Source organism: Streptomyces sp. NPDC037271 (genome assembly GCF_055603605.1).
Genome location: NZ_JBVJVN010000003.1, coordinates 366670 through 382769, shown reverse-complemented (window position 1 = coordinate 382769; position 16100 = coordinate 366670). Strand labels below are relative to the sequence as shown.

At 73.6% G+C, this 16100-nt stretch carries 16 protein-coding genes; 11 read left to right on the top strand and 5 right to left on the bottom strand.

Annotation, left to right across the window (positions count from 1 at the left end):
- Window positions 1-24: 24 nt before the first annotated feature.
- The 3 genes from ACZ7G3_RS09515 (at window position 25) to ACZ7G3_RS09505 (ending at window position 3088) form a co-directional block, all read left to right on the top strand.
- Window positions 25-747 carry a DNA alkylation repair protein gene (locus ACZ7G3_RS09515; RefSeq protein WP_470924460.1) on the top strand — a complete coding sequence of 241 codons (723 nt, stop codon included), beginning with the start codon at window positions 25-27 and terminating at the stop codon, window positions 745-747.
- Window positions 748-1047: 300 nt separating this feature from the next.
- On the top strand, window positions 1048-2217 hold the full coding sequence (gene tuf / locus ACZ7G3_RS09510; RefSeq protein WP_426598553.1) for an elongation factor Tu: 1170 nt from the start codon (window positions 1048-1050) through the stop codon (window positions 2215-2217).
- Between the two features lie 25 nt (window positions 2218-2242).
- A complete protein-coding gene (locus ACZ7G3_RS09505; protein ID WP_470924458.1) occupies window positions 2243-3088 on the top strand; it encodes a spermidine synthase in 846 nt (281 codons plus the stop codon).
- A 30-nt stretch (window positions 3089-3118) separates the two neighbouring features.
- Here the strand turns inward: ACZ7G3_RS09505 and ACZ7G3_RS09500 are convergent, their stop codons facing one another.
- Together ACZ7G3_RS09500 and ACZ7G3_RS09495 are read right to left on the bottom strand one after the other, a co-directional pair.
- Window positions 3119-4150 carry a DUF8017 domain-containing protein gene (locus tag ACZ7G3_RS09500; protein WP_470924456.1) on the bottom strand — a complete coding sequence of 344 codons (1032 nt, stop codon included), beginning with the start codon at window positions 4148-4150 and terminating at the stop codon, window positions 3119-3121.
- A gap of 126 nt (window positions 4151-4276) precedes the next feature.
- On the bottom strand, window positions 4277-5221 hold the full coding sequence (locus tag ACZ7G3_RS09495) for a DUF8017 domain-containing protein (protein WP_470924454.1): 945 nt from the start codon (window positions 5219-5221) through the stop codon (window positions 4277-4279).
- Between the two features lie 85 nt (window positions 5222-5306).
- Between ACZ7G3_RS09495 and ACZ7G3_RS09490 the strand changes: the two genes are divergently transcribed.
- Both ACZ7G3_RS09490 and ACZ7G3_RS09485 read left to right on the top strand, forming a co-directional pair.
- The gene (locus ACZ7G3_RS09490) at window positions 5307-5744 is read left to right on the top strand and encodes a DUF4442 domain-containing protein (protein ID WP_426598655.1); all 438 of its coding nucleotides are present in this window, start codon (window positions 5307-5309) and stop codon (window positions 5742-5744) included.
- A gap of 123 nt (window positions 5745-5867) precedes the next feature.
- On the top strand, window positions 5868-6491 hold the full coding sequence (locus tag ACZ7G3_RS09485; protein ID WP_470924452.1) for a DedA family protein: 624 nt from the start codon (window positions 5868-5870) through the stop codon (window positions 6489-6491).
- 66 nt (window positions 6492-6557) lie between these two features.
- Here the strand turns inward: ACZ7G3_RS09485 and ACZ7G3_RS09480 are convergent, their stop codons facing one another.
- The gene (locus ACZ7G3_RS09480) at window positions 6558-7094 is read right to left on the bottom strand and encodes a gamma carbonic anhydrase family protein (RefSeq protein WP_470924450.1); all 537 of its coding nucleotides are present in this window, start codon (window positions 7092-7094) and stop codon (window positions 6558-6560) included.
- A 107-nt stretch (window positions 7095-7201) separates the two neighbouring features.
- Between ACZ7G3_RS09480 and ACZ7G3_RS09475 the strand changes: the two genes are divergently transcribed.
- The gene (locus tag ACZ7G3_RS09475; RefSeq protein WP_470924552.1) at window positions 7202-8038 is read left to right on the top strand and encodes an acyltransferase; all 837 of its coding nucleotides are present in this window, start codon (window positions 7202-7204) and stop codon (window positions 8036-8038) included.
- 342 nt (window positions 8039-8380) lie between these two features.
- Complete coding sequence (locus tag ACZ7G3_RS09470; RefSeq protein ID WP_470924448.1) at window positions 8381-8938, top strand: YbaK/EbsC family protein; 558 nt, start codon at window positions 8381-8383, stop codon at window positions 8936-8938.
- A 4-nt stretch (window positions 8939-8942) separates the two neighbouring features.
- Here the strand turns inward: ACZ7G3_RS09470 and ACZ7G3_RS09465 are convergent, their stop codons facing one another.
- Window positions 8943-9998 (bottom strand): cation diffusion facilitator family transporter, encoded by a 1056-nt coding sequence (locus tag ACZ7G3_RS09465; RefSeq protein WP_470924446.1) that lies wholly within the window; start codon window positions 9996-9998, stop codon window positions 8943-8945.
- A gap of 172 nt (window positions 9999-10170) precedes the next feature.
- Between ACZ7G3_RS09465 and ACZ7G3_RS09460 the strand changes: the two genes are divergently transcribed.
- A complete protein-coding gene (locus tag ACZ7G3_RS09460; protein ID WP_426598545.1) occupies window positions 10171-10530 on the top strand; it encodes an ArsR/SmtB family transcription factor in 360 nt (119 codons plus the stop codon).
- 10 nt (window positions 10531-10540) lie between these two features.
- On the opposite strand, the gene ACZ7G3_RS09455 is transcribed toward ACZ7G3_RS09460, so the two are convergent.
- Window positions 10541-11764 (bottom strand): 4-hydroxybenzoate 3-monooxygenase, encoded by a 1224-nt coding sequence (locus ACZ7G3_RS09455; RefSeq protein WP_426598544.1) that lies wholly within the window; start codon window positions 11762-11764, stop codon window positions 10541-10543.
- A gap of 159 nt (window positions 11765-11923) precedes the next feature.
- On the opposite strand from ACZ7G3_RS09455, the gene ACZ7G3_RS09450 reads away from it, so the two are divergent.
- From ACZ7G3_RS09450 to ACZ7G3_RS09440, 3 genes are all read left to right on the top strand, one after another.
- Window positions 11924-13345, top strand: a complete 1422-nt coding sequence (locus tag ACZ7G3_RS09450) for a hypothetical protein (protein ID WP_470924444.1) — start codon at window positions 11924-11926, stop codon at window positions 13343-13345.
- A gap of 84 nt (window positions 13346-13429) precedes the next feature.
- Window positions 13430-14710: an AAA family ATPase gene (locus tag ACZ7G3_RS09445; RefSeq protein WP_470924442.1), complete on the top strand. Its 1281-nt coding sequence runs from the start codon at window positions 13430-13432 to the stop codon at window positions 14708-14710.
- Window positions 14707-16011 (top strand): vWA domain-containing protein, encoded by a 1305-nt coding sequence (locus ACZ7G3_RS09440; RefSeq protein ID WP_470924440.1) that lies wholly within the window; start codon window positions 14707-14709, stop codon window positions 16009-16011. The genes ACZ7G3_RS09445 and ACZ7G3_RS09440 overlap by 4 nt, the downstream gene beginning before the upstream one ends.
- Window positions 16012-16100: the final 89 nt, after the last annotated feature.

The window sequence follows — 16100 nt, the reverse complement described above, 5'->3', positions numbered from 1 at the left end:
TGTGATCGCCGTATGGTGCGTTTCATGAGCGTCACAGCCGCGGAAACTCCGGACGTGCCGTGCAGCCCTCTCGCCGACACCGTGGTCGAGCGACTCACCACCGTGTACACCGCCGCGGCCGATCCCGAACGGGCCGTGGCCATGCGGGCGTACATGAGGGACGTGGCCCCGTTCCTCGGTCTGACCTCCCCTGTTCGCCGCTCCCTGTCCCGGACGGTCCTGGAGGGTCTGCCTCGCCCGGGCGAGCCGGACTGCGCCGCGGTCGCGCTGCGCTGCTGGCGGCTGCCCGAGCGGGAGTACCACTACTTCGCCGTCGATTTCCTGCGCCGTCATGTGACGCATTGCTCTTCCGGTTTCCTGCCCGTGGTCCGGCATCTGCTCACCACGGTGCCGTGGTGGGACACCGTCGACCTGCTCGCCGCGCACGTCGTCGGAGGGCTGGTCGCGGCCGACCGCGACCTCACGGCGGAGATGGACGCCTGGATCGCCGACGAGGACCTGTGGCTGGTCCGCGCGGCCCTGCTCCACCAGCTGCGCTACAAGGAACGCACCGACACCGAGCGCCTCTTCGGCTACTGCCTGCGCCAGTCGGGACACGACGACTTCTTCGTCCGCAAGGCCATCGGCTGGTGCCTGCGCGCGTACGCCGGGACCGACCCGGACGCCGTACGCGCCTTCGTGGCCGAACACGGGCGACGCCTCGCGCCGCTGTCCGTGCGGGAGGCGCTGCGCACCGTCGGCCGGTAGCGGACCGGGGTGACCGGGCTGGTCCGGGACGGCCGGGGCGATACTCGAACTCCCGTGCCATAAAAAACCATTCGACGTGGGGCAAAACGTCGGCAAGGATCGCCGTCATGTTCCGGTACGCCTTCCACCTCGCAGCGTCCGCGGTCGCGGATGCCCCGAAGGCTGCCGTCCCCTTCTTGCCGGCCGCCGTCGACGGCGCCCGAAGCTGACCCTCCCCGGATCGTCCGGCGGACCCCGCAGGGGGAGGGTCGGCCAGTCCCCGGGGTCCCCACCACCGCCACGAGGCTTCGAGGTACCGCCATGTCCAAGACGGCGTACGTCCGCACCAAACCGCATCTGAACATCGGCACGATGGGCCATGTCGACCACGGCAAGACCACCCTGACCGCCGCCATCACCAAGGTCCTCGCCGAGCGCGGCGCCGGCACGTTCGTGCCGTTCGACCGCATCGACCGCGCGCCGGAGGAGGCGGCGCGCGGCATCACCATCAACATCGCGCACGTCGAGTACGAGACCGACACCCGGCACTACGCGCACGTGGACATGCCGGGCCACGCCGACTACGTCAAGAACATGGTCACCGGCGCCGCCCAGCTCGACGGGGCGATCCTCGTCGTCTCCGCGCTGGACGGGATCATGCCGCAGACCGCCGAACACGTCCTGCTCGCCCGGCAGGTGGGCGTCGACCACATCGTCGTCGCGCTCAACAAGGCCGACGCGGGCGACGAGGAACTGACCGACCTGGTCGAGCTGGAGGTGCGGGACCTGCTCACCGCGCACGGCTACGGCGGCGACACCGTGCCCGTCGTACGGGTCTCCGGGCTGAAGGCCCTGGAGGGCGACCCGCGGTGGACGGCCTCCGTCGAGGCGCTGCTGGACGCCGTGGACACGTACGTGCCCATGCCCGAGCGGTACCTGGACGCGCCGTTCCTGCTGTCGGTGGAGAACGTGCTCACCATCACCGGGCGCGGCACCGTCGTCACCGGCGCGGTCGAACGCGGCACCGTCCGGGCCGGCGACCGGGTCGAGGTGCTCGGGGCGTCCGTGGAGACGGTCGTCACGGGACTGGAGACGTTCGGCAAGCCGATGGAGGAGGCGCAGGCCGGGGACAACGTGGCGCTGCTGCTGCGCGGTGTCGCCCGCGACACGGTGCGCCGGGGGCACGTGGTCGCCGCGCCCGGCAGTGTCGTACCCGCGCGGCGCTTCTCGGCGCGGGTCTACGTGCTGTCGGCGCGCGAGGGCGGGCGTTCGACACCGGTCGCCACCGGATACCGGCCGCAGTTCTACATCAGGACCGCGGACGTCGTCGGGGACATCGACCTCGGCCCGGTCCCGGTGGCGCGACCGGGGGACACGGTCACGATGACCGTCGAACTGGGGCGTGACGTACCCCTGGAGCCCGGGCTGGGGTTCGCCATCCGTGAGGGCGGGCGGACCGTGGGGGCGGGGACCGTGACCGGCGTCGGGTGAGGACGGTGCCCGGCACAATGAGAAGGTGAACGAAGCCATACCCGTCAGCCGCGTCACCGACCACGGCACCGCCAAGCTCATGCCCGACGTCGACCGGGAGCGGGCCTGGCTGCTCACTGTCGACGGGGCCCCGCAGTCGTACGTCGATCTGGACGAGCCGGCGCACCTGGAGTTCGAGTACACGCGCCGGCTCGGCCATGTCCTGGACACGATCGCCGAGCCGGGACGTGCGCTGGACGTGCTGCACCTGGGCGGGGGCGCCTTCACCCTGCCCCGGTACCTGGCCGTGACCCGGCCCGGCTCGCGGCAGGACGTCGTGGAGGCCGACCGGGGTCTGCTGGACCTGGTCGCCGAGCACCTTCCGCTTCCGGACGGCTCGGGCATCACCGCGCACGGGGCCGATGCCCGTGCCTGGCTGGAGGCCGCCCCCGCCGACTCGGCCGACGTCCTGGTCGCCGATGTCTTCGGGGGCTCGCGGGTGCCGGCGCATCTGACCTCCGTCGACTACGCCCACCGGGCGGCACGGGTCCTGCGCGCCGACGGCGTGTATGTGGCCAACCTGGCCGACGGGGCGCCGTTCCCCTTCCTGCGCGCCCAACTGGCCGGCTTCGCCACGCTCTTCGAGGAGCTGGCGCTGATCGCCGAACCGGGTGTGCTGCGCGGACGCCGCTTCGGCAACGCCGTCCTCGTCGCCGCGCACCGGCCGCTCGACACCGCCGCCCTGGCCCGGCGCACCGCCGCGGACGCCTTCCCGGCCAGGGTCGAACACGGGCCCGCCCTGCGGGCGTTCATCGGCGACGCGCGGCCGGTGCGGGACGAGGACGCCGTACCGTCGCCCAAGCCTCCGGCCGGGGCGTTCGGCATCGGCTGAGCGGCGCCCGCGGCGCCGCGCGCGGGGCTCCTACTGATCGGTCGGCGGGGCCTCGGTGAGGCGTACGGTGCTCAGGATCTTCTGGATCGTCGCCTCCGGGATCTCGTCTGCGACGCCCTTGGCGCCGTACAGGTTCCAGGTGACGAAGTCACCCGCGCCGTTCTGGAAGGCGAAGGTGATCGCCTTGCCCTCGCTGTCGCACTTCCCCTTCTGGGGGGTGCCCTCCGAGTGCGCCGTGATGACGCTGCCCTTGATGCCGGACGCGGTGGTGTACGCCTTCGGCTTGCCGTACTTGACGCTCTTCATGTCCGGCTGCGTGTAACCGCCGAAGATCCACCACGGCACCCGCGTCTCGGCCGCCTGCTCCGTGTTCGTGGCGCCCTCCTCACCGCGGGTACCGGCGGTGGCGAGAGCGGTGCTCTCCTTGCGGCCGTCCTTGTTCTCGTCGCTGGTGCACCACTCGGACTTCAGGTAGGCCGGGGCGGTGACGGAGGTGCGGTCCCACTCGCCGTCCTTCTCCCACTCGAAGCCGACGCTGGTGTCGGTGCTTTCGATCTCCCAGTCGGCGGGCACGTCGAACATGGTGCCGAAGCGCGGGTTGGCGACGACCTTCCAGCCGTCGACGGTCGCCTTCGGCCCGTCGCCGCCCCGCGGGTTGTCCTCGGAGCCGGACACGCTCGGCTCAGCGGTCGGGGGCTCGGACGTGTCCGTGGACGCGCTCGCGGACGGCTTGCCGTCCTTGCCCCCGTCCGCCTGGTCGTCCTTGTCACCGCCCAGCACGAGGAAACCGGTGACACCGGCGGCCACCACCACGGCGAGCGCCGCGACGATCGCGACCAGCCTGGTTCTGTTGCCGCCGTTGCCGCCGTTGCCACTGCCGCCCGGAGCGGGCTGCGGAGCCCCGACGGGCTGCGGAGCCCCCCACTGCTGCTGCCCGTAAGGGCCGGGCTGCTGCTGGTAGCCGGGCTGCTGATAGGGATTCGGCTGTTGGTACCCCGGCTGCTGGTACGGATTGTTCTGCGGGTTCTGCTCGCCCCCGGGCGGCTGCTGTCCTGGCCACATGAGCAGTCACCCTAATGCCGCCCAGGACACGTTTCGGTCACCGGCCTTTGTCAGGGACGTACCGAAGCCCACGACGCGCGTCCCGGCGGCGGCCCTTGGGCTCTCTGCATTCCGCGGGCCGGTGCCTCAGGAATCCGCCGGCGTGTACTCCCTGACCGTGGCGAGGATCTTCTGGACGGCGGCGTCCGGTACCTCGTCGTCGACGTCCGCGGCGCCGAAGAACGACCAGGAGACGAGGTCGCCGTCGGCGTTCTTGAAGGCGAACGTCGTCGCCTTGCCGTCCACGTCGCACTTGCCCTTCTTCTCGACCCCCGACGACCGGGAGGTGGCGACGCTGCCCTCGATGCCGGAGGCGGTGGTGAAGGAGGTCACCGGCCCCGTCGAGACCTTGTCCCGGTCCGGCTGGGTGAAGCCCCCGTACACCCAGGCCGCGGAGTCGGCCCGGGCGATCTCCTCGGTGTTCCGCGCCCCCTTGTTGCCGCGGGTGCCCGCGCTGGCCAGGGGCGTGTGGTCGGCCGAGCCGTCCCGGTCGTCGTCCGCCCGGCACCACTTCTCCTTGAGGACGGCCGGGGCCCGCATGGCGACCAGGGGCTTCTCCTCGGGGTCGTCGTCCTCCGCGACGTACGTGACCCAGTCGGGCGACTGCCGCATCCAGGAGGCCGGTACGTCGAAGGCGATCCCGATGTCGGGGTTGGCCACGACGTTCCAGCCCTCGACGGTCGGCTTCGGGCCGTCCTCCCCGTTCCGCGGGTTGTCGGCGACCGGCGCGGTCGTCGAGGCGGCGGTGGGGCCGGGCTCGGCCCCGTCGTCCTCGCCGCCGCCCAGCAGGAAGGCCCCGGTCACGGCGGCGGCCACCACGACGGCCGAGGCGGCGACGATCGCCACCACCTTCGTACGGCCCCCGGGACCCCGGCCGGGGGGCGGGGCCGCCGTGACCGTGGGGGCGTTCCACGGGGCGGGCGGCTGCTGCCCGGCGTACGCGCCGGGCTGCTGCTGGTAGCCAGGCTGCTGGTACGGGTTGGGCTGCTGGGGGGTCGGTCCGCCGGTGGGTGACTGCTCTCCTGGCCACATGGGCGGAAAGCATACGACGATCACCGCGGACACCTGGCGACTGGATGCTACTCATGGGTAACCTCCCTCCATGAGCACAGATCAGATGTCGATCGGCGAGTTGCTCGCCGCCACGGTGCCGATGGTCCGGACCCTGAACCTCGAGTACCTGGAGACCACCCCGGAGAAGGCCGTACTGGCCCTTCCGGACCAGGCCGAGTACCGCAACCACGTCGGCGGGCCGCACGCCGGCGCCATGTTCACGCTGGGCGAGTCGGCGAGCGGCGCGATCGTGCTGGCCGCCTTCGGCGACCAGCTCTCCCGGGCGGTGCCGCTGCCGGTCACCGCGGAGATCGCCTTCAAGAAGATCGCGCTCGGCCCGGTCACGGCCACCGCGACACTCGGCCGCCCCGTCGCCGAGGTCGTCGCGGAGCTGGACGAGGGCAGCCGCCCCGAGTTCCCGGTGAGCGTCGCCATCCGGCGCGAGGACGGCGCGGTGACCGGTGAGATGACCGTCATATGGACCCTGCGTCCCAACAGCTGACGCCGGCCGAGCCGGTACGCTTCCGGGTGCGCCTCGTCGAGGCGAACCCGGGAAGCGGACAGGCCAGGCAGGCCCTGGGCCCACCCGGAACGCAGCAGGAACGCGAACTCGGAGGGTCCGGCCTTGCACGTCCAGGAGTGGCTCGACACCGTGCCCGCGGCGGCCGTCTACGCCGTCGTCGGACTGGTCATCGGTCTGGAGAGCCTCGGCATCCCGCTGCCGGGCGAGATCATCCTGGTCTCGGCGGCCCTCCTTTCCTCCCAGCACGGCGGTGTCGACCCGCTGGTCCTGGGCGCCTGTGCGAGCGCGGGCGCGGTGATCGGCGACTCCATCGGGTACGCCATCGGCCGCAAGGGCGGCCGGCCACTGCTGGCCTGGCTGGGCGGGAAGTTCCCCAGGCACTTCAGCGACGGGCACATCGCGACCGCCGAGCGGTCCTTCCAGAAGTGGGGCATGTGGGCGGTGTTCTTCGGCCGCTTCGTCGCCCTGCTGCGCATCTTCGCGGGCCCGCTGGCGGGTGTGCTGCGGATGCCGTACTGGAAGTTCCTGATCGCCAACGTCCTCGGTGGCATCGTCTGGGCGGGCGGCACCACCGCGGTCATCTACTACGTCGGCGTCGTGGCCGAGTCCTGGCTCAAGCGCTTCTCGTGGCTGGGCCTGGTGGTGGCCGTGGGCATCGGCGTCGCGTCGATGCTGGTCCTGAAGCGCAAGGCCAAGAAGATCCAGTCCCTCCCCGCCGCAGAGTAGGAACGCGCCCCCGAAGGGGCGCGGGGAACGGCGCGGGCAACCACGACCGACCCGCGGAAGGCGTGCCTACAGACCGCCCCCCACCGCTCGCCGATGCTCCACGGCCAGCGCCGCGTACATCGTCCCGTTCAGCGTGACCCCCTGGCGCTCCTCCTCCGTCAGCTCCCGCTTCACCTTCGCCGGCACCCCCGCGACCAGCGAACCCGGCGGCACCCGCATCCCCTGCGGGACCAGCGCCTGCGCCGCGACCAGGGAACCGGCGCCGATCACCGCGCCGTTGAGGACCGTGGCGCCCATGCCGATCAGGCAGTCGTCCTCGACGGTCGCCCCGTGCACCACGGCGTTGTGCCCGATGGAGACGCGTTCGCCGACGGTGACGGGGAAGCTCGGGTCGGCGTGGAGCGTGCAGTTGTCCTGGACGTTGCTGCTCGCGCCGACGGAGATCCGCTCGACGTCGCCGCGCAGCACCGCGCCGTACCAGACGCTCGCCCCCGCGTGCAGCGTCACGTCCCCTATCACCGAGGACGTCGGTGCCACGAAGGCCTCCGCGTCCACCTTCGGGTCCCTGCCGCCGATGCCGGTGATCAGCGCCTTCTGTGTCATCGTCGCCTCCTGCTCAAGTGGTGTACGGCACCGTACGCCACCCGGTGGGGTGAAGGTCACAGCCCTTCGGAGCCATGCCGGCAGCGCCCGCCGACTACCGTGAGCGGGTGCCGAAGCGCAAGAACACGTATCCGTCCTGGCGGAGCCGCCTCGCGCAGCGGGCCGTTCACGCGGGCTGGGCCTGGGTGCAGCGCACCGGCTCCGTCACCGCCGCACACCCGGGGCGCTTCCGCTTCGGCGCGCTGGGCACGGGCACCCGGCTCGCGTTCCCGCTCGGCACGGTCTTCGGAGAGCCCTGGATCCACGTCGGCGACCACTGCATCATCGGCGAACAGGTCACCCTGACCGCCGGACTCATGCCCGACCTCGACCTGGGCCCCGAGCCGATCCTGCGCATCGGTGACGGAGTCGTGCTCGGCCGCGGCAGCCACGTCATCGCGGACACCACGGTCACCATCGGCAGCGACTGCTACTTCGGCCCGTACGTCTACGTCACCTCCACCAACCACTCCTACGACGATCCGCACCAGCCCATCGGCAAGCAGTGGCCCCGGATGGAACCGGTGGAGATCGGCTCCGGCTGCTGGATCGGCACCGGCGCGGTGATCCTGCCCGGCGCGCGGATCGGGCGGAACGTGGTGGTCGCCGCCGGTGCCGTGGTCCGGGGCACGGTCCCCGACCACGCTGTGGTGGCGGGCGCGCCCGCCCGCGTCGTACGGCGCTGGACGCCCGACGACGGCTGGCAGCCGCCGCTGCGGACCCCGCCTCCCGTCCCGATCCCCGACGGGGTGACGCCGGGACAGCTGCGGGCACTGTCGAAGCTGGACGACGAGGCGGTGGCCCGGCTGGCCGAGCTGGACGACGAGGCGGTGGCCCGGGCGCCCGGACCGGACGACCGGGCCGGAGCGGCGGGCAGGCTCGCGGAGCCGGCCGCCGAGAGCTGACCGTCCGGCGCCTCGGCCCGCCGCCCGACGCGGTGCGCCCACCGGAGCACGGCCGTTCACCGCCCGCACAGCAGGCAGCCGTCTGCCAGCACGGCCGTTCACCGCCCGCACAGCAGGCAGCCGTCTGCCAGCACGGCCGTTCACCGCCCGCACAGTAGGCAGCCGTCTGCCGGCACGGCCGTTCACCGCCCGCACAGTGCGCAGCCGTCCGCCGGCACGGCCGTTCACCGCCCGCACAGTGCGCAGCCGTCCGCCGGCACGGCCGTTCACCGCCCGCACAGTGCGCAGCCCTCCGCCGAGACGGCCGTTCACCGCGCCGCCCGCTGTTGCTAGCGTGCCGCCATGCACGCACCCATCGGGAACTTCGACAGCGCCACGCCCGCGACGGAATGCCTCGCCGAGCTGACCCGCCCGGTCGCCGACGCCGTACGCCACTGGAGGGGCGGCGTCCCCGCCGACGAGATCGTCTACGTCGACACCGAACCGGAGTGGGCCGACACCGCCACCTTCGTCGAGCACTACGGCCGCGAGCTGCTCGAACAGTCCGCCAACTGCGTCGTGGTCACCGGCAAGCGGGGCGGCGGCACGACGCTCGCCGCCTGTGTGGTCCTCTCCACCACCCGGGTCGACGTCAACGGGGTCGTACGCCGCCACCTCGGCGCCCGCAAGGCCTCCTTCGCGCCCATGGACACGGCGACCGGCGAGACCGGCATGGAGTACGGAGGCATCACCCCGGTCGGCCTGCCCGGCGACTGGCCCGTGCTGGTGGACTCGGCCGTCGTCGACCTGCCGTACGTCCTCGTCGGCAGCGGACGCCGACGCGGCAAACTACTGGTTCCGGGCAAGGCCTTCGCGGAACTGCCGGGGGCCGTGGTCCTGGAGGGACTGGGCGTCGCCTGACCGTTCAGGCGGTGGCGTGGTGGGCCAGCGCCAGATGCGGATCCGTCTCACCGGGGACCGGTTCCGGGTCGGCGTGGACCAGGGCGGCGGTGAGCCGCGGCACCGCGTGCAGCAGCGCGTGCTCGGCCTCGACGGCGATGCGGTGGGCCTGGCGGACCGTGACCTCGCCGTCCACCACCAGGGCCACCTCGGCGCGCAGCCGGTGCCCGATCCAGCGCAGCCGCAGCTCGCCCACCCCGCGCACGCCGGCCACCTCGCCCAGTACGCGCTCGGCCCGGTCCACCAGAGCCGGATCGACGGCGTCCATCAGCCGCCGGAACACCTCGCGCGCCGCGTCCCGCAGCACCAGCACGACGGCGGCCGTGATCACCAGGCCCACGACCGGGTCGGCGAGCCGCCACCCCAGCGCCGCGCCCCCGGCGCCCAGCAGAACGGCCAGTGACGTGCAGCCGTCCGTACGGGCGTGCAGTCCGTCGGCGACCAGCGCGGCGGAGCCGATCTCCCGGCCCACGCGGATCCGGTACCGGGCCACCCACTCGTTGCCGGCGAAACCCACCACGGCGGCCACGGCGACCGCCGGCACGTGGGAGACCGGACTCGGATCGAGCAGCCGGTCCACCGCCGTCCACCCGGTGAGGACCGCGGACGCGGCGATCGTCAGGACGATGACGATGCCGGCCAGGTCCTCCGCCCGCCCGTAGCCGTACGTGAAGCGCCGGGTGGCCGCGCGCCGGCCCAGGACGAAGGCGACGCCCAGCGGCACGGCGGTCAGCGCGTCCGCGGCGTTGTGCACCGTGTCGCCGAGCAGCGCCACCGACCCGGAGGCCACCACCACGACCGCCTGCGCCGCCGCCGTCGCGCCGAGCACCGCCAGCGACACCCACAGCGCGCGCAGTCCGCGGGCCGAGGACTCCAGGGCCGGGTCGAGCTTGTCGGCGCTCTCGTGGGAGTGCGGGATGAGGCGGTGCGCCGGGCGGTGCCACGGGCCGGCGGGGGAGCGGCGGCCGGGGGCGTGCTCGCCGTGGTGAGGGTGACGGTGATGCCGGTGCGGGTCGCTCACGGGGTTCCCCTTCCGAAGCCGGGGTGTGATGGCCGGTGTGGGTGTCACGGTGCGGTGGGCCGGCGCGGCGCGGCGCGGCGCGGCGCGGTGCGGTACGGCGGGGCGGGCCGGCGCGGTGCGGTGTTCCGGTGCGGCGGTGGACGGCCGGCGTCCCCCACGCCATTATGTGCGTATGAGCGCACGCATGCACCTTTCACCTGCGGACGATGCGCACCCGCGCACCCCGGGCGAAGAACAGTTCGCCCTCGCCGCCGAGGTCCTCGCGCTGCTCGGTGACCGGACCCGCCTGTCCCTGCTGCACGCCCTGACCGGCGGCGAGGCCGACGTCACCACCCTCACCGAGGCGTGCGGAGCGGCCCGGCCCGCCGTGAGCCAGCATCTGGCCCGGCTGCGGCTCGCGGGGCTCGTGAGCACCCGCAAGGAGGGGCGGCGGGTCGTGTACGCACTCCGTGACGGGCATCTGCGCCGCCTGGTCGCCGAGGCGCTGAACGTCGCCGACCACCGGCTCGGCGACCGGCCGCTCCACGACTGACCGGGAGTTCTCAGCCGGTGGTCCGGGTGCCGAGGTACTGCTCGGCGAAGGCCGCCGCCGCGACCGGAGAGGCGAACAGGCGCCGCAGCCGGGCCAGGGCGGCGCCCGCTCGGTACGGGTCGCCCGACGCCGTGCCGTGGTACATCTCCCCGAGCCACTGGGAGAACTCCTGGTAGTCCCACGCCTGGGCGAGGCACGTTGCCGAGTAGCCGGACAGCCCGGTTTCGTCGCCCTCCGTGAGGTACGCGACCAGTCCGTCGCCGAGCAGGAAGGCGTCGTGCAGGGCGAGGTTCAGGCCCTTGGCGGCGATGGGTGCGGTCAGGTGGGCCGCGTCCCCGGCCAGGAAGAGACGGCCGAAGGCCATGGGCTCGACGATGTGGCCGTGCATGTCCAGGACACGTCTCTCGATCAGCCGCCCCTCCTCGAGAGGCGGCACCCCGACGGCGCCGAGCCGTTCGCGCAGCTCCGCCCAGACCCGCTCGTGCGGCCAGTTCTCCGGATCGTCGCCCGGCGGGCACTGGAGGTAGTAGCGGGTCACCTCCGGACTGCGCGCCATGTGGCCGGCGAAACCGCGCGGATGCATGCCGAACACGACACAGTCGTAGGACGGCGGTGCCTCGGCCAGGAGCGCCAGCCAGCCGACGCCGTAGTCATGGCGCGCGACGCGCACCCGCCCGGACGGCAGTGCCGCGCGGGTCACCCCGCGCGCACCGTCGCAGCCCGCCAGGAAGTCGGCCTCCACGACGCGCCGTTCACCGGAGTCCGGGCACACGTAGGACACCGACGGCCGACCGGACTCCAGCCCGTGCAGGCGGACGTCCCGGACACCGAACCGGATCTCCCCGCCCCGCACGTCCGCATACTCGCGGACCAGGTCCGTCACCAGGAACTGCTGCGGGTAGACGAAGTGGTGCCGGCCGGTCAGCCGGGTGTACTCGAACCGGTACGACTCCCCGGCGAACCGGAACTCGCACTCGGTGTGCCTCTGGGCCCGCTCCAGCAGGGTCCGCGCCAGGCCGCGCCGTTCCAGCCCCCGTACGGCCCACTCCTCGATGACCCCGGCGCGGGGCCGCCGCTCGATGAACTCCCGGGTCTCGGTCTCCAGGACCAGACAGCCGACGCCCGCGGCGCGCAGGATGTTGCCGACGGTGAGCCCGGCGGGGCCGGCACCCACGACGACGGCCGAAAAGCCCTGTGCGGCACCGGAGCTGCCGTGGGAGGAGGCTGCGGTCACTCGAGCATTATGCGGGCGGTACCCGGCCACCGGAACGGTCCGCGCGGCCCGCCGCCCGGAAAACACCTCGCGGCCCGCGACCGGCGCGGCTATGCTCCCCGCGATGACTACTCCTTCCGTCGGCAGATTGGGGGACCCGTCCGCGCAAGGTGAGTGCTGATGCTCACTCACCCCGTGAACGAGGACTCCCGCCTTTCCCTCTGGCGGCGCGTGCGCGAGTTCGCCGTGCCGCCGTCCATGATCGAGACTGCGACCGCCCGCCGCCGTGCCGGGGACTGGGCCGGGGCATGCGCCGCCGCAGGCATCGACGTCGACCTCAACCCGCGCTCCGTGGCGCGCACGCACGGCCACGACCTCGCCGCCCGGATCCGGGCCGACCTGCGCCATCTCGCGCCCGACCTGCTGCGCTGGCACATGCCGAGAATCGCTCCGGACGGGCTGCTGCGCCCGGGCCTCACGCTCACTCTGGCGCGATACGACAGCACCGGAGGCGACGGCGCACAACCGGTGCACCTCGTGGTCCGGACGCCGCCCGCCTGGGCGGACGGCGGCCAGCGGATCAGCCTCGCCCTGTGGGACGGCTCCGGTCCGGAAACGGGCGCCGGCCGACATCCGCACCCCCGGCCCAACCGACGGTTCCGCCTCGACCTGCACCGCCACCTGTGGGACGCGCGCAGAACCGATGAGCTGCGCGTCCGGGCGGGGGCCGACCTGCCGCCCACCGACGACCACTTCGGGCACCCCCGACCTCCGGGCCTGCCGGGGACGGTGCCGCCGGGGCACCGCTGTGCCTTCGGCCGGTGGGCAGCCGAGGCGGAAATCCTGCTCCGCGCCGAGGGACGGACGACGGACGGCACCGGCACCGTGACCGTGCGGCTCGGGGCCGGGCGCCGGCTGGCCGTCGAACTGGTCGCGGACCGGAACGGCGCAAGTCCGCCCGTGCTCCGGATCGAGCCGGCGCCCACCGGCGGCGTCGCGCCGTCCGCACTGCCGGTGCTGCCCGACGCGGCGACCTGGATCTCACCCGACCTGGAACTGGTCCGCGCCGGCGCGATCGAGGCCGATCGGCTCCATCCGCTGGTCGCCTCCGCGCTGACAGCGGACCACGAACCGGCCGTCCCGCCCCGGCCCCCGGACCCGGCCGGACATCCCCGCCTCGTGGACTGCCGGGGAGCCCGGCACCGGATCGGCCTCGTCGACGGGGTACTGGCGGCGCTGGACCACGACCCGGCGGAAACCCGCCGGGAGGAGCTGCTGGCCGCACTGACCGGCACTCCGCTGCCCTGCTTCCAGGTCATCGACGAGGCGCACCGACGTCCGGAGTGCCTCCCCGACATCCGCGAACGCCTCAGACACGGCGACACCACCGGCGCCCTCGCGGCCGTCGAAGACCTGCTGGGTCCCGGCGCACGCCTGCGCGACGGCGCCCTGCGGGACGAACTGGAGGCCGCCGCGCTACGGCGGATCACCTACGGGATGTTCCGCGCCGGCCTCGACGGACCCGGTCCGGGACGGGTCCGCCCGGACCGTCACCGTCCCCGCGTCGCCCGTTCCCGCCCGCGCCATGCGACCCGCGACTGACACGGGGAGTGCCGCCCCGCGACTGGCTCGGGGCGTCCGCCCGGTGCCGCCACCCGCCCACCACGACCCCACAGGTGATGACTTATGACGACTTGTACGCCCGCAGCCTCCGTCTCCGCCGACCGCCCCGACTCCTCACCGGACCGTACCCAGCTCGACATCGCCGGTGACCTGCTGGCCCTGCTGCGCGACGCGACCACCGAACCGCGGCCCGACAACCAACTGGAGGCCCTCACCCTGGCCGTGGCCGCCGACCTCCCCGTACTGCTGTGGGGTGAGCCGGGGATCGGCAAGACCGCCGCCCTGACCCAGCTCGCCACCGCCCTGGACCTTCCGCTGACCACCGTGATCGCCAGCGTGCACGAGCCGTCCGACTTCTCCGGGCTGCCCGTCGTCGGGGACGACCCCGCGGAACAGGGTGTCCCGATGGCCCCGCCGGACTGGGCGGTGCGACTGGTACGGGCCGGCCGGGGGCTGCTGTTCCTGGACGAGCTGTCCACCGCGCCACCGGCCGTACAGGCCGCCCTGCTCCGCCTCGTCCTCGAACGGCGGATCGGCGCCCTCCGACTGCCGCCCGGGGTCAGGATCGTGGCCGCCGCCAACCCCCGGTCCTCGGCGGCCGACGGCTGGGAGCTGAGCCCGCCGCTGGCCAACCGGTTCGTCCACCTCCAGTGGACCCACGACCACGACGTCGTCGTACGAGGACTCGGCGGGACCTGGCCCCGGGCGACACTGCCGCGGCTCGACCCGGACGGGCTCGCTCACGCCGTGGGCCACGCCCGCCGTGCGGTGTGCGCCTTCCTCACCGCCCGCCCCGGGCTCGTGCACCGCCTGCCCAGCGGCGAAACACGCCGGGGCGGCGCCTGGCCGTCGCCCCGGAGCTGGGAGATGACCCTGTGCCTCATCGCCTTCGCGACCGCGGCCGGCTCCTCCAAAGAGGTGCTCTCCCTGCTGGTGCGGGGCACCGTCGGCGACGGTCCCGGGCTGGAACTGATGGCGAGCCTGGACCGCATGGACCTCCCGGACCCCGAGACACTGCTCGCCGACCCGACCGGCGCCGTCCTGCCCGAGCGCGGAGACCTGCGCCAGGCCGCGCTCGACGGTGTGGTGGCCGCGGTACGCAAACGGCCGGAAAGATCCCGGTGGGACGCGGCGTGGGCGCTGCTGGCCCGCGCCATGGAGACCGGTGCCCCGGACGTCGTGGTCGTCCCCGCCACGACACTCGCCGCCCTGCGGCAACAGGACTGGGACATCCCGGCGTCGATCGAGCGGCTCGCGGGAGCCGTGTCGCTGTCCCGGCGCGCGGACCGGGCGGCGGACCGTGCGGTGACGCGGACCGCCGGCCCCGTCAAGGCGGGCCGATGAGCAGCGGCACGTCGAGCACGGCCGCGTCGGCCACGGTGACGACCACACCGGTTCCGGCCGTGCTCGACCGCGACAAGCTCTTCGCCGCCCGGCTGCACGCCGCCCGGGCCCGGCCCTACCTGGCGACGGCGCTGTTCGCCCTGCACGTCGTCCCGTCGAGGACGGTGCCGACGATGGCCGTCGACCGGTACTGGCGGTGCTACGTCTCGCCGGTCTTCGTGGACCGGACGCCCGCGGAGGAACTGGCCGGGGTCTGGGTGCACGAGGTGGCGCACCTGCTGCGCGACCACCACGGGCGCAGTGACCGGGTCGCGCGGGAGCGCGGGCTGACCGGTCCGGCCGAACGGCTTCGGATGAACATCGCCGCGGACTGCGAGATCAACGACGACGTGTTCGGGGACGGACTGGTCCGTCCCGAGGGCGCGGTCGAGCCGGAGCTCCTCAAACTGCCCGAGGGCCAGCTCATGGAGGACTACCTGCGCCAGTTCCGGCTCGGGCGGCTCACCGAGAGCCTGGCCTGGCTGGACTGCGGCAGTGGCGCCGACGGCCTCGAACGGGAGTGGGACCTCGGGCCGGACGGCGCGGACGGGCTCAGTGAGCAGCAACAGGACGCGGTGCGCTTCCGGGTCGCGCAGGGCATCAACGCCCGCCCGGGAAGCGCGCCGAAGGGGTGGAAGCGGTGGGCGGAACAGGCGTTCCATCCGCCGCAGCCGTGGCGGGACCTGCTGGGAACGGCGGTCCGCTCGGCGACCTCCTCGGGTGGCGCGGGCGAGGACTACACGTACGGCCGGCCGTCGCGCCGCTCGGCCGGAATGTCCGGCGTCGTGCTGCCGAGCCTGCGCCGCAGACCGCCCCGGGTCGCCGTGGTCATCGACACCTCGGGATCGGTCAGCGACGCGGAACTCGGCAGCGCGCTGCTAGAGGTCGCCGCGATCGCCCGTGCCGTCGGTGGCCGCCGCGACCTGGTCACGGTGGTGCCCTGCGACGCGTCGGCGCGGCTCGCGCACTCCCTGTGCCGCGCCGAGGGAATTCCCCTGGTGGGCGGGGGCGGCACGGACCTGCGCACGGGCTTCGCCAAGGCGCTGCGCGCGCAGCCCGCACCGGACGCCGTCGTGGTCCTGACCGACGGGCAGACGCCCTGGCCGGACACACGGCCGGCGTGTCGGACGGTGGTCGGCCTCTTTCCCCGGCAGCGGATCCGCGGCTCCTGGAACGAGGACGACCCCGAGTACGTGCCGGACTCACCACCCGACTGGGCGCGCGTGGTGGTCATCGGGTCCGACCCGGCCGGTGGCGGGTGAGGCGCCCGCGGGCTCACCCGCCACCGGTGCGAGGGCCGTCACCTCCTGGCGGCCCGAAACGCCGGGCAGGGGGTATCGGTCGAGCTGTG